A 16,312-nucleotide genomic window follows, 5' to 3' on the forward strand; every position below is an offset into this window, starting at 1 on the left:
GCGGGGGATCATTGGGCAACCGTTTCCCCTTGTCGTACGTCAAGTTGGGAAGAGCGACGAACACCTGCTCCACCATCGGTCTGCCGGGCCATTCCGATGGCGTACAAAGTGCGACCGCCCGGTTGCCCCACCCGTTCGTACCCCCCCTAGACTGAACGTCCAGCACAGGCGGCCAACCGCTCGAAAGGCGCCCCCGTGTCCATCGGCAACTCCCCTGAAGACGAGCGTCCGTTCGCAGACGTGTCCCGTGACGTCCCCGAGGAAGCCGGCCCTTCCATCGGCCGTGCTCTGCGGCAGGCGCGCATCGCCGCCGGGCTGACCGTCGACGACATCAGCAGTGCCACCCGGGTCCGGATCGCCATCGTGCACGCCATCGAGGCCGACGACTTCGGCCCCTGCGGCGGTGACGTCTACGCGCGCGGGCACATCCGTACGCTGGCCAGGGCCGTCGGACTCGACCCGGCCCCGTTGATCGAACAGTTCGAGGCCGCGCACGGCGGGCGTCCGGAGCCGACCCCGGCCGCACCTCTGTTCGAGGCGGAGCGCATCCGTCCCGAGCGGCGCGGGCCCAACTGGACCGCCGCCATGGTCGCCGCGATCGTCGTCGTGATCGGCTTCGTGGGCTTCACCCTGGTCAAGGGCGGCGACGACGGCGGCTCCCAGGCCAGCGTGGGCGAGGGGCCCACGGCCACCGCCAGCCGGTCCGCCTCCGCGTCGGCCAGGCCCGAGAAGCCCGCCGCCCCCAAGCCCGCCCCGTCCGACAGCGCCATCGCCGCCGCGCCCGCGGACAAGGTGACGGTCAAGGCCACCGCCACCGACGGCCGCAGTTGGATCTCCGCCAAGGACCACAACGGCAAGCAGCTCTTCGACGGCGTCCTCGAACAGGGCGAGTCCAAGACCTTCCAGGACAGCACGGAGATCAACCTCGTCCTCGGCGACGCCGGAGCGATCGAGCTGTACGTCAACGGCAAGAAGATCGAAGACGATTTCGAGCCGGGTGCCGTGGAGCGGCTGACCTACACCAAGGGCGACCCCCAGGTCGGATGACGGGCCCGCGAGGGGCGGGCCGGTAGCGGTCCGGTAGCGGTCCGGCCGGGATCGGCCAACCCCGTCGACAGGGGGTGTCGGCGGGACGAAGTAGTCTTGAGCCCATGCCTGAACGCCGTACCGTCGCACTCGTCACCCTTGGCTGCGCCCGTAACGAGGTGGACTCGGAGGAGCTCGCAGGCCGTCTGGAGGCGGACGGCTGGCAGCTCGTGGAGGACGCCGAGGACGCGGACGTCGCCGTGGTCAACACGTGCGGCTTCGTCGAGGCCGCCAAGAAGGACTCCGTCGACGCCCTCTTGGAGGCCAACGACCTCAAGGGCCACGGCAGAACGCAGGCCGTCGTGGCGGTCGGCTGCATGGCCGAGCGCTACGGCAAGGAACTCGCCGAGGCCCTCCCCGAGGCCGACGGCGTGCTCGGCTTCGACGACTACGCCGACATCTCCGACCGGCTCCAGACCATCCTCAGCGGCGGCATCCACGCCGCCCACACCCCCCGCGACCGGCGCAAGCTGCTGCCGATCAGCCCGGCCGAGCGGCAGCGGGCGGGCGCGTCCGTGGCGCTGCCCGGGCACGGCCCCGCGGAGCTGCCCCAGCCCGCGCCGGCGGACCTGCCGGAGGGCGTCGCCCCGGCCTCCGGGCCGCGCGCCCCGCTGCGCCGCCGGCTGGACGGCTCCCCGGTCGCCTCCGTCAAGCTCGCCTCCGGCTGCGACCGGCGCTGCTCCTTCTGCGCCATCCCCTCCTTCCGGGGCTCCTTCATCTCCCGCCGTCCGAGCGACGTGCTGAACGAGACCCGGTGGCTGGCCGAGCAGGGCGTCAAGGAGATCATGCTGGTCTCCGAGAACAACACCTCCTACGGCAAGGACCTGGGCGACATCCGCCTGCTGGAGTCCCTGCTGCCCGAGCTGGCCGAGGTCGACGGCATCGAGCGGGTGCGGGTGAGCTACCTCCAGCCCGCCGAGATGCGGCCCGGCCTCATCGACGTGCTGACCGGCACCCCCAAGGTCGCCCCGTACTTCGACCTCTCCTTCCAGCACTCCGCGCCCGACGTCCTGCGCGCGATGCGCCGGTTCGGCGACACCGACCGCTTCCTGGAGCTGCTCGACACCATCCGGAGCAAGGCGCCCGAGGCCGGTGTGCGCTCCAACTTCATCGTGGGCTTCCCGGGCGAGAGCGAGGCCGACCTCGCCGAGCTGGAGCGGTTCCTCAACCACGCGCGGCTCGACGCCATCGGCGTCTTCGGCTACTCCGACGAGGAGGGCACCGAGGCGGCCGGATACGACGGCAAGCTCGACGAGGACGTGGTCGCCGAGCGGCTCGCGCGGGTCTCCCGGCTCGCCGAGGAACTGGTCTCGCAGCGCGCCGAGGAGCGCGTCGGCTCCACCGTGCGGGTGCTCGTGGAATCCGTCGACGACGAGGACGGCGTGTACGGGCGGGCCGCGCACCAGGCGCCCGAGACGGACGGCCAGGTTCTGCTCACGAGCGGCGAAGGTCTGAGTGTCGGTCGTATGGTCGAGGCGAAGGTGGTCGGTACGGAGGGTGTCGACCTGGTGGCCGAGCCGCTGCTGGGGGCGCCCGCCTGGACCGAGGACGCGTCGACCGAGGAGGCGGGCAGATGACCGGAGCACCGGCGTCCGCGGCGGGGGGCTCCCCCGGCGCGCGGAGGGCCGGTCCGCCTCCGGCAGCGGGGGTGGGTGCGGGTGCGGGTGCCAGTGCCAGTGCCGGGGAGCGGGAACGGGGCGAGCGCGTAGAGCTGGTGAGGTCGGGCGACTCGTTCGGTGGTGCTGGTGCTGGTGCTGGTAACGGTCCCGGGGCTGGTGCTGGTGAGGGTCACGGGGCTGGTGCCGGGGGGCGCGGGGGTGCTCCTCGGGGTGGGAAGATCGCGGCGGCCGCGGTCAACCAGGCCAGCGTCTGGAACGTCGCCAACCTCCTGACCATGCTCCGGCTGGTCCTGGTGCCGGGATTCGTCGCGCTGATGCTGGGCAACGGCGGCTACGACCCGGCCTGGCGGTCGTTCGCCTGGGCGGCGTTCGCCATCGCCATGATCACCGACCTGTTCGACGGCCACCTGGCGCGCACCTACAACCTCGTCACCGACTTCGGGAAGATCGCCGACCCCATCGCCGACAAGGCGATCATGGGAGCGGCGCTCATCTGTCTCTCCGCCCTGGGCGATCTGCCGTGGTGGGTGACGGTCGTGATCCTCGGCCGGGAACTCGGCATCACCCTGCTGCGTTTCCTGGTCATCCGGTACGGCGTCATCCCCGCGAGCCGCGGCGGCAAGCTGAAGACCCTCACCCAGGGCGTGGCGGTGGGCATGTATGTGCTGGCGCTGACGGGACCGCTGGCGACCCTGCGGTTCTGGGTGATGGCCGCGGCGGTCGTCCTGACCGTCGCGACCGGGCTCGACTATGTAAGACAGGCCATTGTGCTGCGCAGGCGGGGAATCGCCGAGCGCAGGGCGGCGTTGAAGGAGACGGAAGGTTGAGTTCCGAGGCCGCCGACGTGGTGCGACTACTCACCGTGAGGGGTGGCACCGTCGCGGTTGCCGAGTCACTTACGGGCGGGCTGGTCGCGGCGGAGATCACCTCGGTCCCCGGGGCGTCCAAGGTCTTCCGGGGGTCGGTCACCGCCTACGCCACCGAGCTGAAGCACCGGCTGCTCGGCGTCGACGCGTCGCTGCTGGCGGCGCGGGGTGCGGTGGACCCGCAGGTCGCCGCCGAGATGGCGGCCGGCGTGCGGACCGCGCTGGGTGCCGACTGGGGCATCGCGACGACCGGCGTCGCGGGCCCCGACCCCCAGGACGGGCAGCCCGTCGGGACCGTTTTCGTGGCCGTGCACGGCCCCGGGAGCGCGGCGGACGGTTCTGCCTCTGGCGGAAAAGTGGAGGCGCTGCGGTTGAACGGCGACCGCGCGGAAATTCGTATGGAGAGTGTACGGAGCGTACTCGCGCTTCTCGTCGAGGAGATCGCGAGCGAACAGACCGGGAATGAGCGGGCACAGGATACGGAACGGAACGGGGGGTTTTGATGTTTGCAGCCCTGAGTGAACACGACATCGCTCCCCGCACGGCCGCAGCGCGAGGCGGTACGGTGGGGCGTGAAGGATGCGGCTACGCGGTCCGAGGAGGGAGCCACCGATGATTCTGCTCCGTCGCCTGCTGGGTGACGTGCTGCGTCGGCAGCGCCAGCGCCAGGGCCGTACTCTGCGCGAAGTCTCCTCGTCCGCCCGAGTCTCACTCGGCTATCTCTCCGAGGTGGAGCGGGGGCAGAAGGAGGCTTCCTCCGAACTGCTCTCCGCCATCTGCGACGCGCTGGACGTACGGATGTCCGAGCTGATGCGGGAAGTGAGCGACGAACTCGCCCTCGCCGAGCTGGCCCAGTCCGCTGCGGCCACCCCCAGCGAAACCGTGCCCACACCGGTCCGTCCGATGCTGGGTTCCGTCTCGGTGGCCGGCGTGCCACCGGAACGGGTGACGATCAAGGCGCCCGCCGAAGCGGTGGACGTCGTCGCCGCCTGAGCGACACCGCCGTCCCGCGGCAGCGCGGGCGTTCGTCCAGGCACCGAAGTGTGCAGGGCCCCGGCCGGGGCTCCTCCGGATCGCCGGAGGGGTGCGGTCGGGGTTTTCGCATGAGGGGGCGGGGTCGGGGGCGTTGTGTGTGTGGGGGCGTGGGGGCGTGGGGCGGCCGTGCGGTGGGCGGAGGGCGTGGGGCGGCCGTGCGTTTGCCGGTGGAGGGCGGTGCGGTCATCGTGGAGGGATGTGCGGGGGGCCGCTCGACGGAGGTGTGGATGTACGTCGTCAAGAGCCCGTTGTCCGACGCGAACCTCGCGACCGTGTCCGAGGCGTTGCAGGGCGCCCTCGTGGACCTGGTCGATCTCGCCCTCGTGGCGAAGCAGATCCACTGGAACGTGGTCGGCCCCCGCTTCCGCTCGGTCCACCTCCAGCTCGACGAGGTCGTGAGCACCGCCCGCGCCCACTCCGACACCGTCGCCGAACGCGCCGCCGCGCTGGGTGTCTCCCCCGACGGCCGGGCCGCGACCGTGGCCGTCGGCAGCGGGATCGGGGTGACGCCGGAGGGCTGGGTCGACGACTCGGCGGCGGTGAGGTCGATCGTGGACGCGCTGGGCGCGGTCATCGCACGGATGCGGGAACGGATCGCCGCCACCGGGGAGCCGGATCCTGTGACGCAGGACGTCCTCATCCAGGTCGCGGGGGATCTGGAGAAGCAGCACTGGATGTTCCAGGCCGAGAACGGGTGACGCCGGTCCTCCCGGGGCGCGCGGGGGCGGGGTCCGCGGGGCTCGCGTGGGCTCCGGGGCCGGGGGACGGAGGTGGCGGGGCATGCCGGGGCGAATAGTCGGGCGGGGGGTGGGCCCGGTCGTCGGCCGGGGGGTCGCGGTCGGGCTCGGGATGGTGTGGTGGTGGGCCGTGCTGCGGCTGGCCTTCGCGCCGGGGGCGGGGGTGCTGGAAGGGACGGTGGCGGCCGGGGGGTGGGGGCTGAGCCTGCTGCCGGTGCACTGCGCGGCCAAGGGGCGGGCGGCCGGGGCGCTGGGGGCGGGGCGGTGGCGGAGGGTGTGGGGGGCCGGTGGGGGTGAGCGGCGCGACGGGGGCGAGGAGGGGGGTTAGACGGGCTTACGGGGGTGGGGGTCGGCCTCGTTGGCGGGAGGGGCCGGGCGTTGGTGACGGGGTCGTCCGGGGGCGGGTCAGCCGTCCGCGCGAGGGCGGTGCTGTCGGAGAGGCGGGGGTGCGGGGCTCGGGGTCGGGCCCGCTTGGCAGGTGGGGCACCAGTACGTGGGGCGGTCGCGGGAGCCGTCGCCCTGGTCGGCCACGCGGATCGGGGTGCCGCAGCGCAGGCAGGGGCGCCGGGCGCGGCCGTAGACGAAGAGGTCGGGGGCGCGGCGGCCCGTGGTGTTGCGGACCGGGCGGTCCCGGTTGGCCTCCAGGAGCCGCTTGGCGAGGGCGGGCAGCGCGGCGGCGCGGTCGGCGGGCAGGTCGCCCGCGGGGAGCCAGGGCGTGACGCCGAGCAGGAAGCACAGCTCGCTCTTGTACACGTTGCCGATGCCGGCCAGGTTGCGCTGGTCCAGGAGGGCCTCGCCGAGCTGTCGGACCGGGTCGGACAGGACGTTCGCCAGGGCCCGCTCGGGGTCCCAGTCGGGGCCCAGCAGGTCGGGGCCGAGGTGGCCGACCGCGCGGTGCTCCTCGGCGCCGCGGAGCAGTTCGAGGACCGGCAGGCGGTAGCCGACGGCGGTGCGGTCGGCGGTGCCGAGGACGACGCGGATCTGGTAGGCGGGGCCGCCGTTCCAGCGCCGGCCGGGCTCGAAGATCCGCCAGGAGCCGTCCATCCGCAGGTGCGAGTGGAGCGTCACGTCACCCTCGATGCGGGTCAGCAGGTGCTTCCCGCGGGGCGTGACGTCCAGGACCGTGCGGCCGGTGAGATCGACCGTGGCGTACTGGGGCACGCGGAAGTCGGTGAGGGTGAGCACCTTGCCCGCGAGGGCGTCGTGCAGCCGCCGCGCGGCCTGCCAGACCGTGTCTCCTTCAGGCATCGGGGCCTCCCGCCTCGGTCATGCGCGCAGCCGCAGCCCGCGCGGGGTCGCGATGAACCCCGCGCTCTCCAGCAGGGCGCCGAACGGGGACGTCAGCGCCGAGGCGCCGTTGACCCGCTCCACCGTGACCGTGCCGAGGGCGCCCGCGCGGGCCGCTTCCGCCAGTGCCTCGGTGGCCGCGGCCAGACGGGGGTCGTCGCTCGCCGGGGTGTCGGCGTCGGAAGGCCAGGCGAGCAGGGTCTTGCCGCCCCGCTCCATGTAGAGCGCCAGGTCACCGTCGACCAGGACGACCAGGGAGCCCGCCTTGCGGCCCGGCTTGTGTCCGGCGCCGGTCGGGGGCTCGGGCCAGGGCAGGGCGGCGCCGTAGGCGTTGGCCGGGTCGGCGGCGGCCAGGACGACGGCCCGGGAGGCGGGGGACGGGCGGGTACGGCGGCCGGGGAAGCCGTTGCCGTGACCGCCGGGCGCGAAGCCGCCGCCGTAGGGGCCGCCGGAGTAGGGGCCGCCGGAGCGGGGGCCGCCGGAGCGGGGGCCGCCGGAGCGGGGGCCGCCGGTGCCGGGGGAGGCGTAGTCCCGGGGGGAGACGTACTCGTCTCTGGAGTAGGGCGGGCCGGGGGTGGTGGCGCCCGGGGTGACGAAGTCGGTGTCCAGGGCGGGGAAGGGGGCGGCCGGGGCGGACCAGTCGGGGTCCGGGGAGCCGCCGGAGCCGTCGGTGGGCGGCTGGGGTCCGCCGAGGCCGCCGCCCGGCAGTCCGTCGCCGCGGTCCCGGGCGTTGGCCACCGCGCGGAGGCGGTCCACGGCACCGTCCATGGCGAACTGGGCCGCGCCGAGGCCCTCCACCACGTAGCCGCGGCGGGCCTGTCCGCTCTCCTCGAAGACCGACAGGACGCGGTAGACGGCGGAGAAGCCGCCCTCGACGCCCTCGGCCGAGACGGCGCCGCGGGTCACCACGCCGTGCCGGTCGAGGAGCGTGCGGGCCAGGGCGTGGGCACGGACCGTGGTGTCGGTCCCGCGGGCCGGCAGCAGCGACCAGCGGCCCGCCACGGTCGGCGGCCCGGAGCGGGAGGCGGGGCGGGCGGCGGCCGTGAGGGAGCCGTACCGCCCGCGCGGGGCCGCGCGTTTGGCGCGGTGGGCCGTGGAGCCCGCGGTGCGGCCCGAGCCGAGGAAGGACCGCAGCGGCGCCAGCGTGTCGTTGGTCAGCAGGCCGGACCAGGCCAGGTCCCAGAGGGCGTCGGCCAGTTGGGGATCGGTGACCTCGGGGTGGGTGGTCGCGCGGACCTGGTCGGCGATCTGCCGGAAGAACAGGCCGTAGCCGCCGGACAGGGCGTCCAGGACGGACTGGTGCAGGGCGGTCGTCTCCAGGGGGTGCGGCGGCGGCAGGAGCAGCGGGGCCGCGTCCGCCAGGTAGAGGGAGATCCAGCCGTCCTTGCCGGGGAGGGAACCCGCCCCGGCCCACACCACCTCGCCGGCGGCGGTCAGCTCGTCCAGCATGGCCGGGGAGTAGTTCGCCACCCGGCACGGCAGGACCAGCTTCTCCAGGGCGGACGCGGGCACGGCCGCGCCCTGGAGCTGCTCGACGGCGCGCACCAGGCCGTCGACGCCGCGCAGCGAGTGGCCCTTGCCGATGTGCTGCCACTGGGGGAGGAACTGGGCGAGCGCGGGCGGCGGCACCGGCTCCAGCTCGTGCCGCAGCGCGGCCAGGGAACGGCGGCGCAGCCGGCGCAGTACGGCCGCGTCGCACCACTCCTGGCCGATCCCCGCCGGGTGGAACTCGCCCTGGACGACCCGGCCCGCCGCCGACAGCCGCTGCAGAGCGCCGTCCGTGACGGCCACGCCCAGGCCGAAGCGGGCGGCGGCGGTGGCCGAGGTGAACGGGCCGTGGGTGCGGGCGTAGCGGGCCAGGAGGTCGCCGAGCGGGTCCTTGACGGGCTCGGTGAAGGCTTCGGGCACGCCGACGGGCAGCGCCGTGCCCAGCGCGTCGCGCAGACGGCCGGCGTCCTCGATGGCCGCCCAGTGGTCGGCGCCCCCGATACGGACCTTGATCGCGCGGCGGGCGGCGGCCAGCTCCGGCGCCCACCGGGGCTCGGCGCCCCGCTCGGCCAGCTCGGCGTCGGTGAGCGGGCCGAGCAGCCGGAGCAGGTCGGCGACGCCCTCCACGTCCTTGACGCGGCGGTCCTCGGTGAGCCACTGCAGCTCGCGCTCCAGCTCGGTCAGCACCTCGGCGTCGAGCAGTTCGCGCAGCTCCGCCTGGCCGAGCAGCTCGGCCAGCAGCCGGGAGTCCAGGGAGAGGGCGGCGGCGCGGCGCTCGGCGAGCGGCGAGTCGCCCTCGTACAGGAACTGGGCCACGTAGCCGAAGAGCAGGGAACGGGCGAACGGGGACGGCTCGGGGGTGGTGACCTCCACCAGGCGGACCTTGCGGGCCTCCAGGTCGCCCATCAGCTCGACCAGTCCGGGCACGTCGAAGACGTCCTGGAGGCACTCGCGGACCGCCTCCAGCACGATCGGGAAGGACCCGAACTCGCTCGCCACCTCCAGCAACTGGGAGGCGCGCTGGCGCTGCTGCCACAGCGGGGTCCGCTTGCCGGGGTTGCGGCGCGGCAGCAGCAGCGCGCGGGCGGCGCACTCGCGGAAGCGGGCCGCGAACAGGGCCGAGCCGCCCACCTGGTCGGTGACGACCTGGTTGACCTCGCCCTGGTCGAACACGACGTCGGCCGCGCCGACCGGGGCCTGGTCCGCGTCGTACTCGGTGCCGGCCCTGCGGGGCTCCTGGTCGAGGAGGTCCAGGCCCATCAGGTCGGTGTCCGGCAGCCGCAGCACGATGCCGTCGTCGGCGTGCATCACCTGGGCGTCCATGCCGTACCGCTCGGACAGGCGGGCGCCGAGGGCGAGCGCCCACGGGGCGTGGACCTGGGCGCCGAAGGGGGAGTGGACCACCACCCGCCAGTCGCCCAGCTCGTCCCGGAAGCGCTCGACCACGATGGTGCGGTCGTCGGGGATGTGGCCGCAGGACTCGCGCTGCTCGGCGAGGTACGCCAGGACGTTGTCCGCGGCCCAGGCGTCCAGGCCGGCGGCGAGCAGGCGCCGCCGGGCGTCGTCCCCGGGCAGCGAGCCGACCTCGCGGAGGAACGCGCCCAGCGCGCGGCCCAGCTCCAGCGGGCGGCCCAACTGGTCGCCCTTCCAGAACGGCAGCCTGCCCGGCACCCCGGGCGCCGGGGAGACCAGGACGCGGTCGCGCGTGATGTCCTCGATCCGCCAGGAGCTGGTGCCGAGGGTGAAGACGTCCCCCACGCGGGACTCGTACACCATCTCCTCGTCCAGCTCGCCGACCCGGCCGCCGCCCTTCTTGGGGTCGGCACCGGCGAGGAACACTCCGAACAGGCCGCGGTCGGGGATGGTGCCCCCGGAGGTGACGGCCAGCCGCTGGGCCCCCGGGCGGCCGGTGACCGTGCCGGCCACGCGGTCCCACACCACGCGCGGGCGCAGCTCGGCGAACGCGTCCGACGGGTAGCGGCCCGCGAGCATGTCCAGGACCGCCGTGAAGGCCGACTCCGGGAGCGAGGCGAAGGGCGCGGCGCGGCGGACCACGGCGAGCAGGTCGTCGACCTGCCAGGTGTCCAGGGCCGTCATCGCCACGAGCTGCTGCGCGAGGACGTCCAGCGGGTTGGCGGGGATCCGCAGGGACTCGATGGCGCCGGTGCGCATCCGCTCGGTGACCACGGCGGCCTGCACCAGGTCGCCCCGGTACTTGGGGAAGACCACGCCCGTGGAGACCGCGCCGACCTGGTGTCCCGCGCGGCCGACGCGCTGCAGGCCGGAGGCGACCGACGGCGGGGACTCCACCTGGACGACGAGGTCGACCGCGCCCATGTCGATGCCCAGCTCCAGGCTGGAGGTGGCGACCACGGCGGGCAGCCGGCCCGCCTTGAGGTCCTCCTCGACCTGGGCGCGCTGCTCCTTGGAGACCGAGCCGTGGTGGGCGCGGGCGATCACCGGCGGAGCGCCCTGGGCGGCGCCCGAACCGCCCATCAGCTCGGCCGGGGAGTGGTGTTCGCCGAGGGACTCGCCGGTGGCCCGCTCGTAGGCGATCTCGTTCAGCCGGTTGCACAGGCGCTCGGCCAGGCGGCGGGAGTTGGCGAAGACGATCGTGGAGCGATGGGACTGGACGAGGTCGGTGATCCGCTCCTCGACGTGCGGCCAGATCGACGGGCGCTCCGCTCCGTCGTCGGAGTCCGCGACCGGGGAGCCGCCCAGCTCGCCGAGGTCCTCGACCGGGACGACCACGGAGAGGTCGAACTCCTTGCCCGAGGGCGGCTGGACCACCTCCACCTTGCGGCGGGGGGAGAGGAAACGGGCGACCTCGTCGACCGGGCGGACGGTGGCGGACAGGCCGATGCGGCGGGCGGGCCTGGGCAGCAGCTCGTCGAGCCGCTCCAGGGAGAGCGCCAGGTGGGCGCCGCGCTTGGTGCCGGCGACCGCGTGCACCTCGTCGAGGATCACCGTCTCCACGCCGGTGAGCGCCTCGCGGGTGGCCGAGGTCAGCATCAGGAACAGGGACTCGGGGGTGGTGATCAGGATGTCCGGCGGGCGGGTGGACAGCGCGCGGCGCTCGGCGGCCGGGGTGTCGCCGGAGCGGATGCCCACCTTGACCTCGGGCTCGGGCAGGCCCAGGCGGACGGATTCCTGCCGGATGCCGGTCAGCGGGCTGCGCAGATTGCGCTCCACGTCGACGGCGAGGGCCTTGAGCGGGGAGACGTACAGGACCCGGCAGCGCTTCTTCGGGTCGGCGGGCGGGGGCGTCGAGGCCAACTGGTCCAGGGCCGCGAGGAAGGCGGCCAGCGTCTTGCCCGAGCCGGTGGGGGCGACCACCAGCACGTCCGAGCCCTCGCCGATGGCCTGCCACGCGCCGGCCTGGGCGGCGGTGGGCGCGGAGAAGGCACCCGTGAACCAGCCGCGGGTGGCGGGGGAGAAGCCGTCGAGGGCTCGGTGTGCGGAGCTGACCATGCGTCCATCGTGCACCCGGCCACTGACAATCGGGCCGGGAGCGGCCCCGGCGGGGGTCCGAGCGGGTCGGGGAGGGCGGGCCGGGGGTGCCGCACGGGGTCCGAGACAATGGAGGGCATGGCGGGGCGGACGGAGCGGGCGCGGCACTGGCGGTACGCCGAACTGCCCGGGGTCGACCTGCTGCGGGCCCGGTACGTGCACAAGACGTTCGTACGGCACACGCACGAGACCTTCGTGATCGCCGGCATCGCCGACGGGGTGGAGGTCTTCCACCACGGCGGCGGCGACCAGTACGCGGGGCCCGGGTCGCTCGCGCTGATCAACCCGGACACCCCGCACACCGGACGGGCGGGGGTGCCGGAGGGGTGGCGGTACGGGGCCGTCTACCCGGCGCCGGAGGTGGTCGCGGCCATCGCCGCCGAGACCACGACGCTGCGCGGCACGCCGGGCTTCGTCCGGCCGGTGCTGGACGATCCGTACACCGTCGAGCTGGTGCACCGGGTGCTGCGCGCCGCCGACGAGGGCAACGCGCTGGCCGCCGACACCCTGCTGCGGGTGGCCGTGACCCGGCTGCTGCGGCTCAACGGCGGCCCGCTGCCGCGCCGGGAGGTGCGCACGGCCGGGGCCCGGACCGCCGCACGCGCGCGTGCCGTGCTGGAGGAGCGGATGGCCGAGCCGCCCAGCCTGGAAGCGCTCGCCCACGACCTCGGCACCAGCCCCTTCGCGCTGCTGCGCGCCTTCCGCGACGCCTACGGACTGCCGCCCCACACCTGGCTGACGGACGCCCGGGTGCGCCGCGCGCGGCGACTGCTGGACGCCGGGATCCCGCCCGCCGAGGCCGCGGTCCGGGTGGGCTTCACCGACCAGCCGCACCTGAACCGGCACTTCACCCGCATCGTGGGCGTGCCGCCCGGGGCGTACCAGCGCGAGCGCAAGAACGTACAAGATGCGCGGCCGGCGTCTCGCCTAGCGTCCGGGGCGTGGCAGAACAGACAGCAGAGCCGGTGACCGCCGGCAAGCCGGACGCCGCCGTGGTGCGGGACGCCCTGGGAGTCGGGATCGCCGTGGGACTCTCCGGGTTCGCCTTCGGCGTGACCTCGACGGGCGGCGGACTCACCCTCGCGCAGACCTGCGCGCTCAGTCTCCTGGTGTTCACCGGGGCGTCCCAGTTCGCGCTCGTGGGGGCGCTCGCGGCCGGCGGGAACCCGTTCACGGCCGCGGCGGGCGCCTTCTTCCTGGGCGTGCGCAACGCCTTCTACGGGCTGCGGCTGTCGCAGTTGCTGGCCCTCCCGCGCGTGCTGCGGCCGCTCGCCGCGCAGTGGGTGATCGACGAGACCACCGCGGTGGCGCTCGCCCAGCCCACCCGGCGCGGTGTCCGCATCGGGTTCACCGTCACGGGACTGACCCTGTACGTCCTGTGGAACCTCACCACGCTGCTGGGCGCGCTCGGCGCCGAGGCGATCGGTGACACCGACGCCTGGGGCCTGGACGCGGCCGGGCCGGCGGTCTTCCTGGCGCTGCTCGCGCCGATGCTGACCGGCGCCGTCGAGCGGCTGGTCGCCGGGCTCGCCGTGGTGCTCGGGGTCGGTCTGCTCCCCGTCCTGCCGGCCGGGCTGCCCGTGCTGGTGGCGGCGCTGGCGGCGCCGGCCGTCCTGTGGGCCCGGGGCCACCGCGCGGGGAAGGGGGGCCGGTGAACGCCTGGATCGCCATCGCCCTGACCGCGGTCGGCTGCTACACGGTCAAGCTGGCCGGCCTGATGGTGCCCGCGGGCGCCCTGGAACGGCCCCTGGTGCGGCGGCTCGCCGCCCTGTTGCCGGTCGCCCTGCTCGCCGCCCTCACGGCCCAGCAGACCTTCGCCGACGGACGGACGCTCATGCTGGACGCGCGGGCCGCGGGGCTCGCCGCGGCGGCCGTGGCGCTGCTGCTGCGCGCCCCGTTCCTGCTGGTCGTCGCGGCGGCCGTGGTGGTGACCGCCGGGACCCGAGCGCTGGGCGGGTGATCCTCAGCCGACGGGGCGGCCGTACGCCCGCAGGACCCGCAGGGCGTCGAGCGTCACCCTGGGGCGTGCCTCAAGGACGGCGGCCGGCGTCCACTCCGGGCGGCGGGCGGGCCAGCCGCCGTCCTGCCGCTGCTCCGCCGCGAGGAAGTCCAGCGACCGCGCCATCTCCTGGTCGGTGAACCACGCGCGCGCGAGGGAGCCCGGGAACGGCGCGTAGTCGTGCGGGAGGCGGCGCCCGCCCGGCGCGTCACCGCGCGGCAGCGGGTCCGCGTCCGGGCCGTCCGGGTCCAGGACCGCCAGGCGCCGCTCGCGGACCAGCCGGCCGAGGCGGTCGGCGACCGCCCGCGCGCGCGGGCGGTCGGGCACGGCGTCCAGGAAGGTCACCGCGGCCTCGACCTCGTCCGGGTGGGTGACCCGCAGCGACTCCACCGCCTGCCAGCAGAAGTCGGTGGCCCGGAAGAGCCAGGCGTGCCACACCCCGTTGCGGTGCAGCAGCCCGACCACCGGGCCGGTGACGAGTAGATCGCCGCGCGGGCCGCCCGCACGCGGGGCGGACGGGAAGCCGTCCTGGCCGGGCAGGACCGCCGGGAGCGCCCCCTGCGCGGTGGAGACGGCGGTCAGGTACCGGCACACGCGCTCCGCGCGCTGCCCGCCGCAGCGGCCCACGGCGTCCAGCACGCGCAGCGCGTGCGCGATGTGCTGCGGCCGGCTGACCGGGCCGCGCAGATCGGGCTCCAGCGCGTGGCCGTACCCGCCGTCCTCGTTGCGGTAGGCGTCGAGCGCCGCCTCCACCGGGTCGGCGTCACCGCCCCGGAAGTGGTACGCGAACAGGCGCTGCTCCAGCACCCGCGCGGTGAGCCAGACGAAGCGCTCCGCGCGTGCGAGCGCGGTGTCCGCCAGGGGCGTCGGAGGGAGAGGGGAGGTTCCGGTTTCGGCCATGGGTCAGACCGTAGGGCGCGAAGCCGCCCCGGGTGCGGGCCCGGCCCCGGCCCTTACCCGCGGGCGGGATACTGGAGGCATGCGGTTGACGGTCTTCTGGCAGCGGATGGCGGAGCACTTCGGTCCGGGGTACGCCGACACCTTCGCGCGCGATCATGTGATGACGGAGCTGGGCGGACGGACGGTGCACCAGGCGCTGAACGCCGGCTGGGACGCCAAGGACGTGTGGCGCGTGGTGTGCTCGGTCATGAACGTGCCACAGGAGAAGCGCTGATCCGTCACGAAGATCGCCGGGCGGTCTCCGGCTGTCGGTGGTGTGGGCGAGACTGGTTCCGTGGCATCCACTGACGAGACCGGGCAGCCGGCCCAGCAGGCATCCCCCTCCGGCCCCGTGCCGCCCGCCCGGCCCCCCGCCGGGGGCGCCGCCGGGCCGGCCGCCCGTATGCCGCGGTGGCTGCCCCGGGCGATGGTGCTCGCCCTGACGCTCTACGCGCTGTTCCAGCTCAGCAGTTGGGCCTTCCACCAGCTCACCGGCCTGCTGATCAACATCCTGATCGCGTTCTTCCTGGCCCTGGCCATCGAGCCCGCGGTGAGCTGGATGGCCGCGCGGGGGATGCGCCGGGGGCTGGCCACCTTCCTGGTCTTCCTCGCCGTGCTGATCGTCACCGCCGGGTTCGTCACCCTGCTTGGCTCCATGCTCGCGGGCCAGATCGTCAAGATGGTCGAGGACTTCCCCGACTACCTCGACTCGGTGATCAACTGGATCAACAGCCACTTCCACACCGAGCTGAAACGGGTGGACATCCAGGAGGGCCTGCTCCGCTCCGACTGGCTGCGCAACTACGTGCAGAACAGCGCGACCGGCGTCCTGGACGTGTCCGCCCAGGTCCTCGGCGGCCTCTTCCGGCTGCTGACGATCACGCTGTTCGCGTTCTACTTCGCCGCCGACGGCCCCCGGCTGCGCCGCGCGCTCTGCTCGGTGCTGCCGCCCGCGCGGCAGGCCGAGGTGCTGCGCGCCTGGGAGATCGCCGTCGACAAGACCGGCGGCTACCTGTACTCGCGCGGCCTGATGGCGCTGGTCTCCGGCGTGGCGCACTACGTCCTGCTGGAAGTCCTGGCCGTCCCCTACGCGCCCGCGCTCGCCGTGTGGGTGGGCCTGGTGTCGCAGTTCATCCCGACCATCGGCACCTACCTCGCGGGCGCGCTGCCGATGCTGATCGCTTTCACGGTCAATCCCTGGTACGCGCTGTGGGTGCTGGCCTTCGTGGTGGTCTACCAGCAGTTCGAGAACTACGTGCTGCAGCCCAAGCTGACGTCGAAGACCGTCGACATCCACCCGGCGGTCGCCTTCGGCTCGGTCATCGCCGGCACCGCGCTGCTCGGCGCGGTCGGCGCCCTGATCGCCATCCCGGCGGTCGCCACGCTCCAGGCGTTCCTGGGGGCGTACGTCAAGCGGTACGCCGTCACGGACGACCCCCGCGTCCAGGGCCACCGGCGAGGGCGGCGGGACGGGGGCTCCGGGCCCGGTCTCCTCACCCGGGCGCGGCGCCTGCGGGACCGGCGCCAGGGGGAGCGGCGGCCGGCCGGGGAGCCGGAGGGGTCCCCGGACTCGGGGGACGGCTCTTCCTGAGGCCCGTGGGGCTCGGCGGTGCCGTGGGGCGCGCTTGACACGAAAATCGAACATCCATTCTTATGGAGGCTCCGGCCGGAGCTCACAACGGGTGATTCGACTGGGTTTGGACGGAGATGCGCCCGAGTTATCCACAGGCCGGACCTGCGTCGAGG

The 16,312-nt window shown here is 74.5% G+C and carries 15 protein-coding genes; 12 read left to right on the plus strand and 3 right to left on the minus strand.

Features of this window, described 5'->3' with window-relative positions:
* The first annotated feature begins 195 nt into the window (after positions 1–195).
* From IE316_RS18205 to IE316_RS18235, 7 genes are all read left to right on the plus strand, one after another.
* Entirely contained in the window at positions 196–1,047 is an 852-nt protein-coding gene (locus tag IE316_RS18205) for a helix-turn-helix domain-containing protein (RefSeq protein WP_190205444.1), read from the plus strand.
* Between the two features lie 104 nt (positions 1,048–1,151).
* On the plus strand, positions 1,152–2,663 hold the full coding sequence (gene rimO, locus IE316_RS18210; RefSeq protein WP_190205445.1) for a 30S ribosomal protein S12 methylthiotransferase RimO: 1,512 nt from the start codon (positions 1,152–1,154) through the stop codon (positions 2,661–2,663).
* Positions 2,660–3,532, plus strand: coding sequence for a CDP-diacylglycerol--glycerol-3-phosphate 3-phosphatidyltransferase (pgsA, locus tag IE316_RS18215; RefSeq protein ID WP_190205446.1), 873 nt, complete (start codon positions 2,660–2,662; stop codon positions 3,530–3,532). The genes rimO and pgsA overlap by 4 nt, the downstream gene beginning before the upstream one ends.
* A complete protein-coding gene (locus tag IE316_RS18220; RefSeq protein WP_190205447.1) occupies positions 3,529–4,074 on the plus strand; it encodes a CinA family protein in 546 nt (181 codons plus the stop codon). The genes pgsA and IE316_RS18220 overlap by 4 nt, the downstream gene beginning before the upstream one ends.
* Before the next feature lie 109 nt (positions 4,075–4,183).
* Positions 4,184–4,564 carry a helix-turn-helix domain-containing protein gene (locus IE316_RS18225; protein WP_190205448.1) on the plus strand — a complete coding sequence of 127 codons (381 nt, stop codon included), beginning with the start codon at positions 4,184–4,186 and terminating at the stop codon, positions 4,562–4,564.
* A gap of 269 nt (positions 4,565–4,833) precedes the next feature.
* Complete coding sequence (locus tag IE316_RS18230; RefSeq protein ID WP_190205449.1) at positions 4,834–5,304, plus strand: Dps family protein; 471 nt, start codon at positions 4,834–4,836, stop codon at positions 5,302–5,304.
* 82 nt (positions 5,305–5,386) lie between these two features.
* On the plus strand, positions 5,387–5,671 hold the full coding sequence (locus tag IE316_RS18235) for a hypothetical protein (RefSeq protein WP_190205450.1): 285 nt from the start codon (positions 5,387–5,389) through the stop codon (positions 5,669–5,671).
* 77 nt (positions 5,672–5,748) lie between these two features.
* Here the strand turns inward: IE316_RS18235 and IE316_RS18240 are convergent, their stop codons facing one another.
* The gene (locus IE316_RS18240; RefSeq protein ID WP_190205451.1) at positions 5,749–6,591 is read right to left on the minus strand and encodes an Fpg/Nei family DNA glycosylase; all 843 of its coding nucleotides are present in this window, start codon (positions 6,589–6,591) and stop codon (positions 5,749–5,751) included.
* Between the two features lie 18 nt (positions 6,592–6,609).
* The gene (locus IE316_RS18245; protein ID WP_190205452.1) at positions 6,610–11,589 is read right to left on the minus strand and encodes an ATP-dependent helicase; all 4,980 of its coding nucleotides are present in this window, start codon (positions 11,587–11,589) and stop codon (positions 6,610–6,612) included.
* Between the two features lie 117 nt (positions 11,590–11,706).
* Between IE316_RS18245 and IE316_RS18250 the strand changes: the two genes are divergently transcribed.
* From IE316_RS18250 to IE316_RS18260, 3 genes are read left to right on the plus strand one after another with little or no spacing between them, the layout of a single operon-like run.
* Entirely contained in the window at positions 11,707–12,597 is an 891-nt protein-coding gene (locus tag IE316_RS18250) for an AraC family transcriptional regulator (RefSeq protein WP_190205453.1), read from the plus strand.
* The gene (locus tag IE316_RS18255; RefSeq protein WP_190205454.1) at positions 12,570–13,283 is read left to right on the plus strand and encodes an AzlC family ABC transporter permease; all 714 of its coding nucleotides are present in this window, start codon (positions 12,570–12,572) and stop codon (positions 13,281–13,283) included. Before IE316_RS18250 ends, IE316_RS18255 begins: the two co-directional genes overlap by 28 nt.
* Positions 13,280–13,588: an AzlD domain-containing protein gene (locus IE316_RS18260; protein ID WP_190205455.1), complete on the plus strand. Its 309-nt coding sequence runs from the start codon at positions 13,280–13,282 to the stop codon at positions 13,586–13,588. Before IE316_RS18255 ends, IE316_RS18260 begins: the two co-directional genes overlap by 4 nt.
* 3 nt (positions 13,589–13,591) lie before the next feature.
* Here the strand turns inward: IE316_RS18260 and IE316_RS18265 are convergent, their stop codons facing one another.
* Entirely contained in the window at positions 13,592–14,527 is a 936-nt protein-coding gene (locus IE316_RS18265; protein WP_190205456.1) for a hypothetical protein, read from the minus strand.
* Positions 14,528–14,606: 79 nt separating this feature from the next.
* On the opposite strand from IE316_RS18265, the gene IE316_RS18270 reads away from it, so the two are divergent.
* Complete coding sequence (locus IE316_RS18270) at positions 14,607–14,801, plus strand: DUF3046 domain-containing protein (protein ID WP_190205457.1); 195 nt, start codon at positions 14,607–14,609, stop codon at positions 14,799–14,801.
* 60 nt (positions 14,802–14,861) lie between these two features.
* Positions 14,862–16,157 carry an AI-2E family transporter gene (locus IE316_RS18275; RefSeq protein WP_190205458.1) on the plus strand — a complete coding sequence of 432 codons (1,296 nt, stop codon included), beginning with the start codon at positions 14,862–14,864 and terminating at the stop codon, positions 16,155–16,157.
* Positions 16,158–16,312 lie beyond the last annotated feature (155 nt).

The sequence above is a fragment of the Streptomyces fumanus genome, assembly GCF_014655295.1.
In the GTDB taxonomy this organism is placed as follows: Bacteria; Actinomycetota; Actinomycetes; order Streptomycetales; family Streptomycetaceae; genus Streptomyces; species Streptomyces fumanus.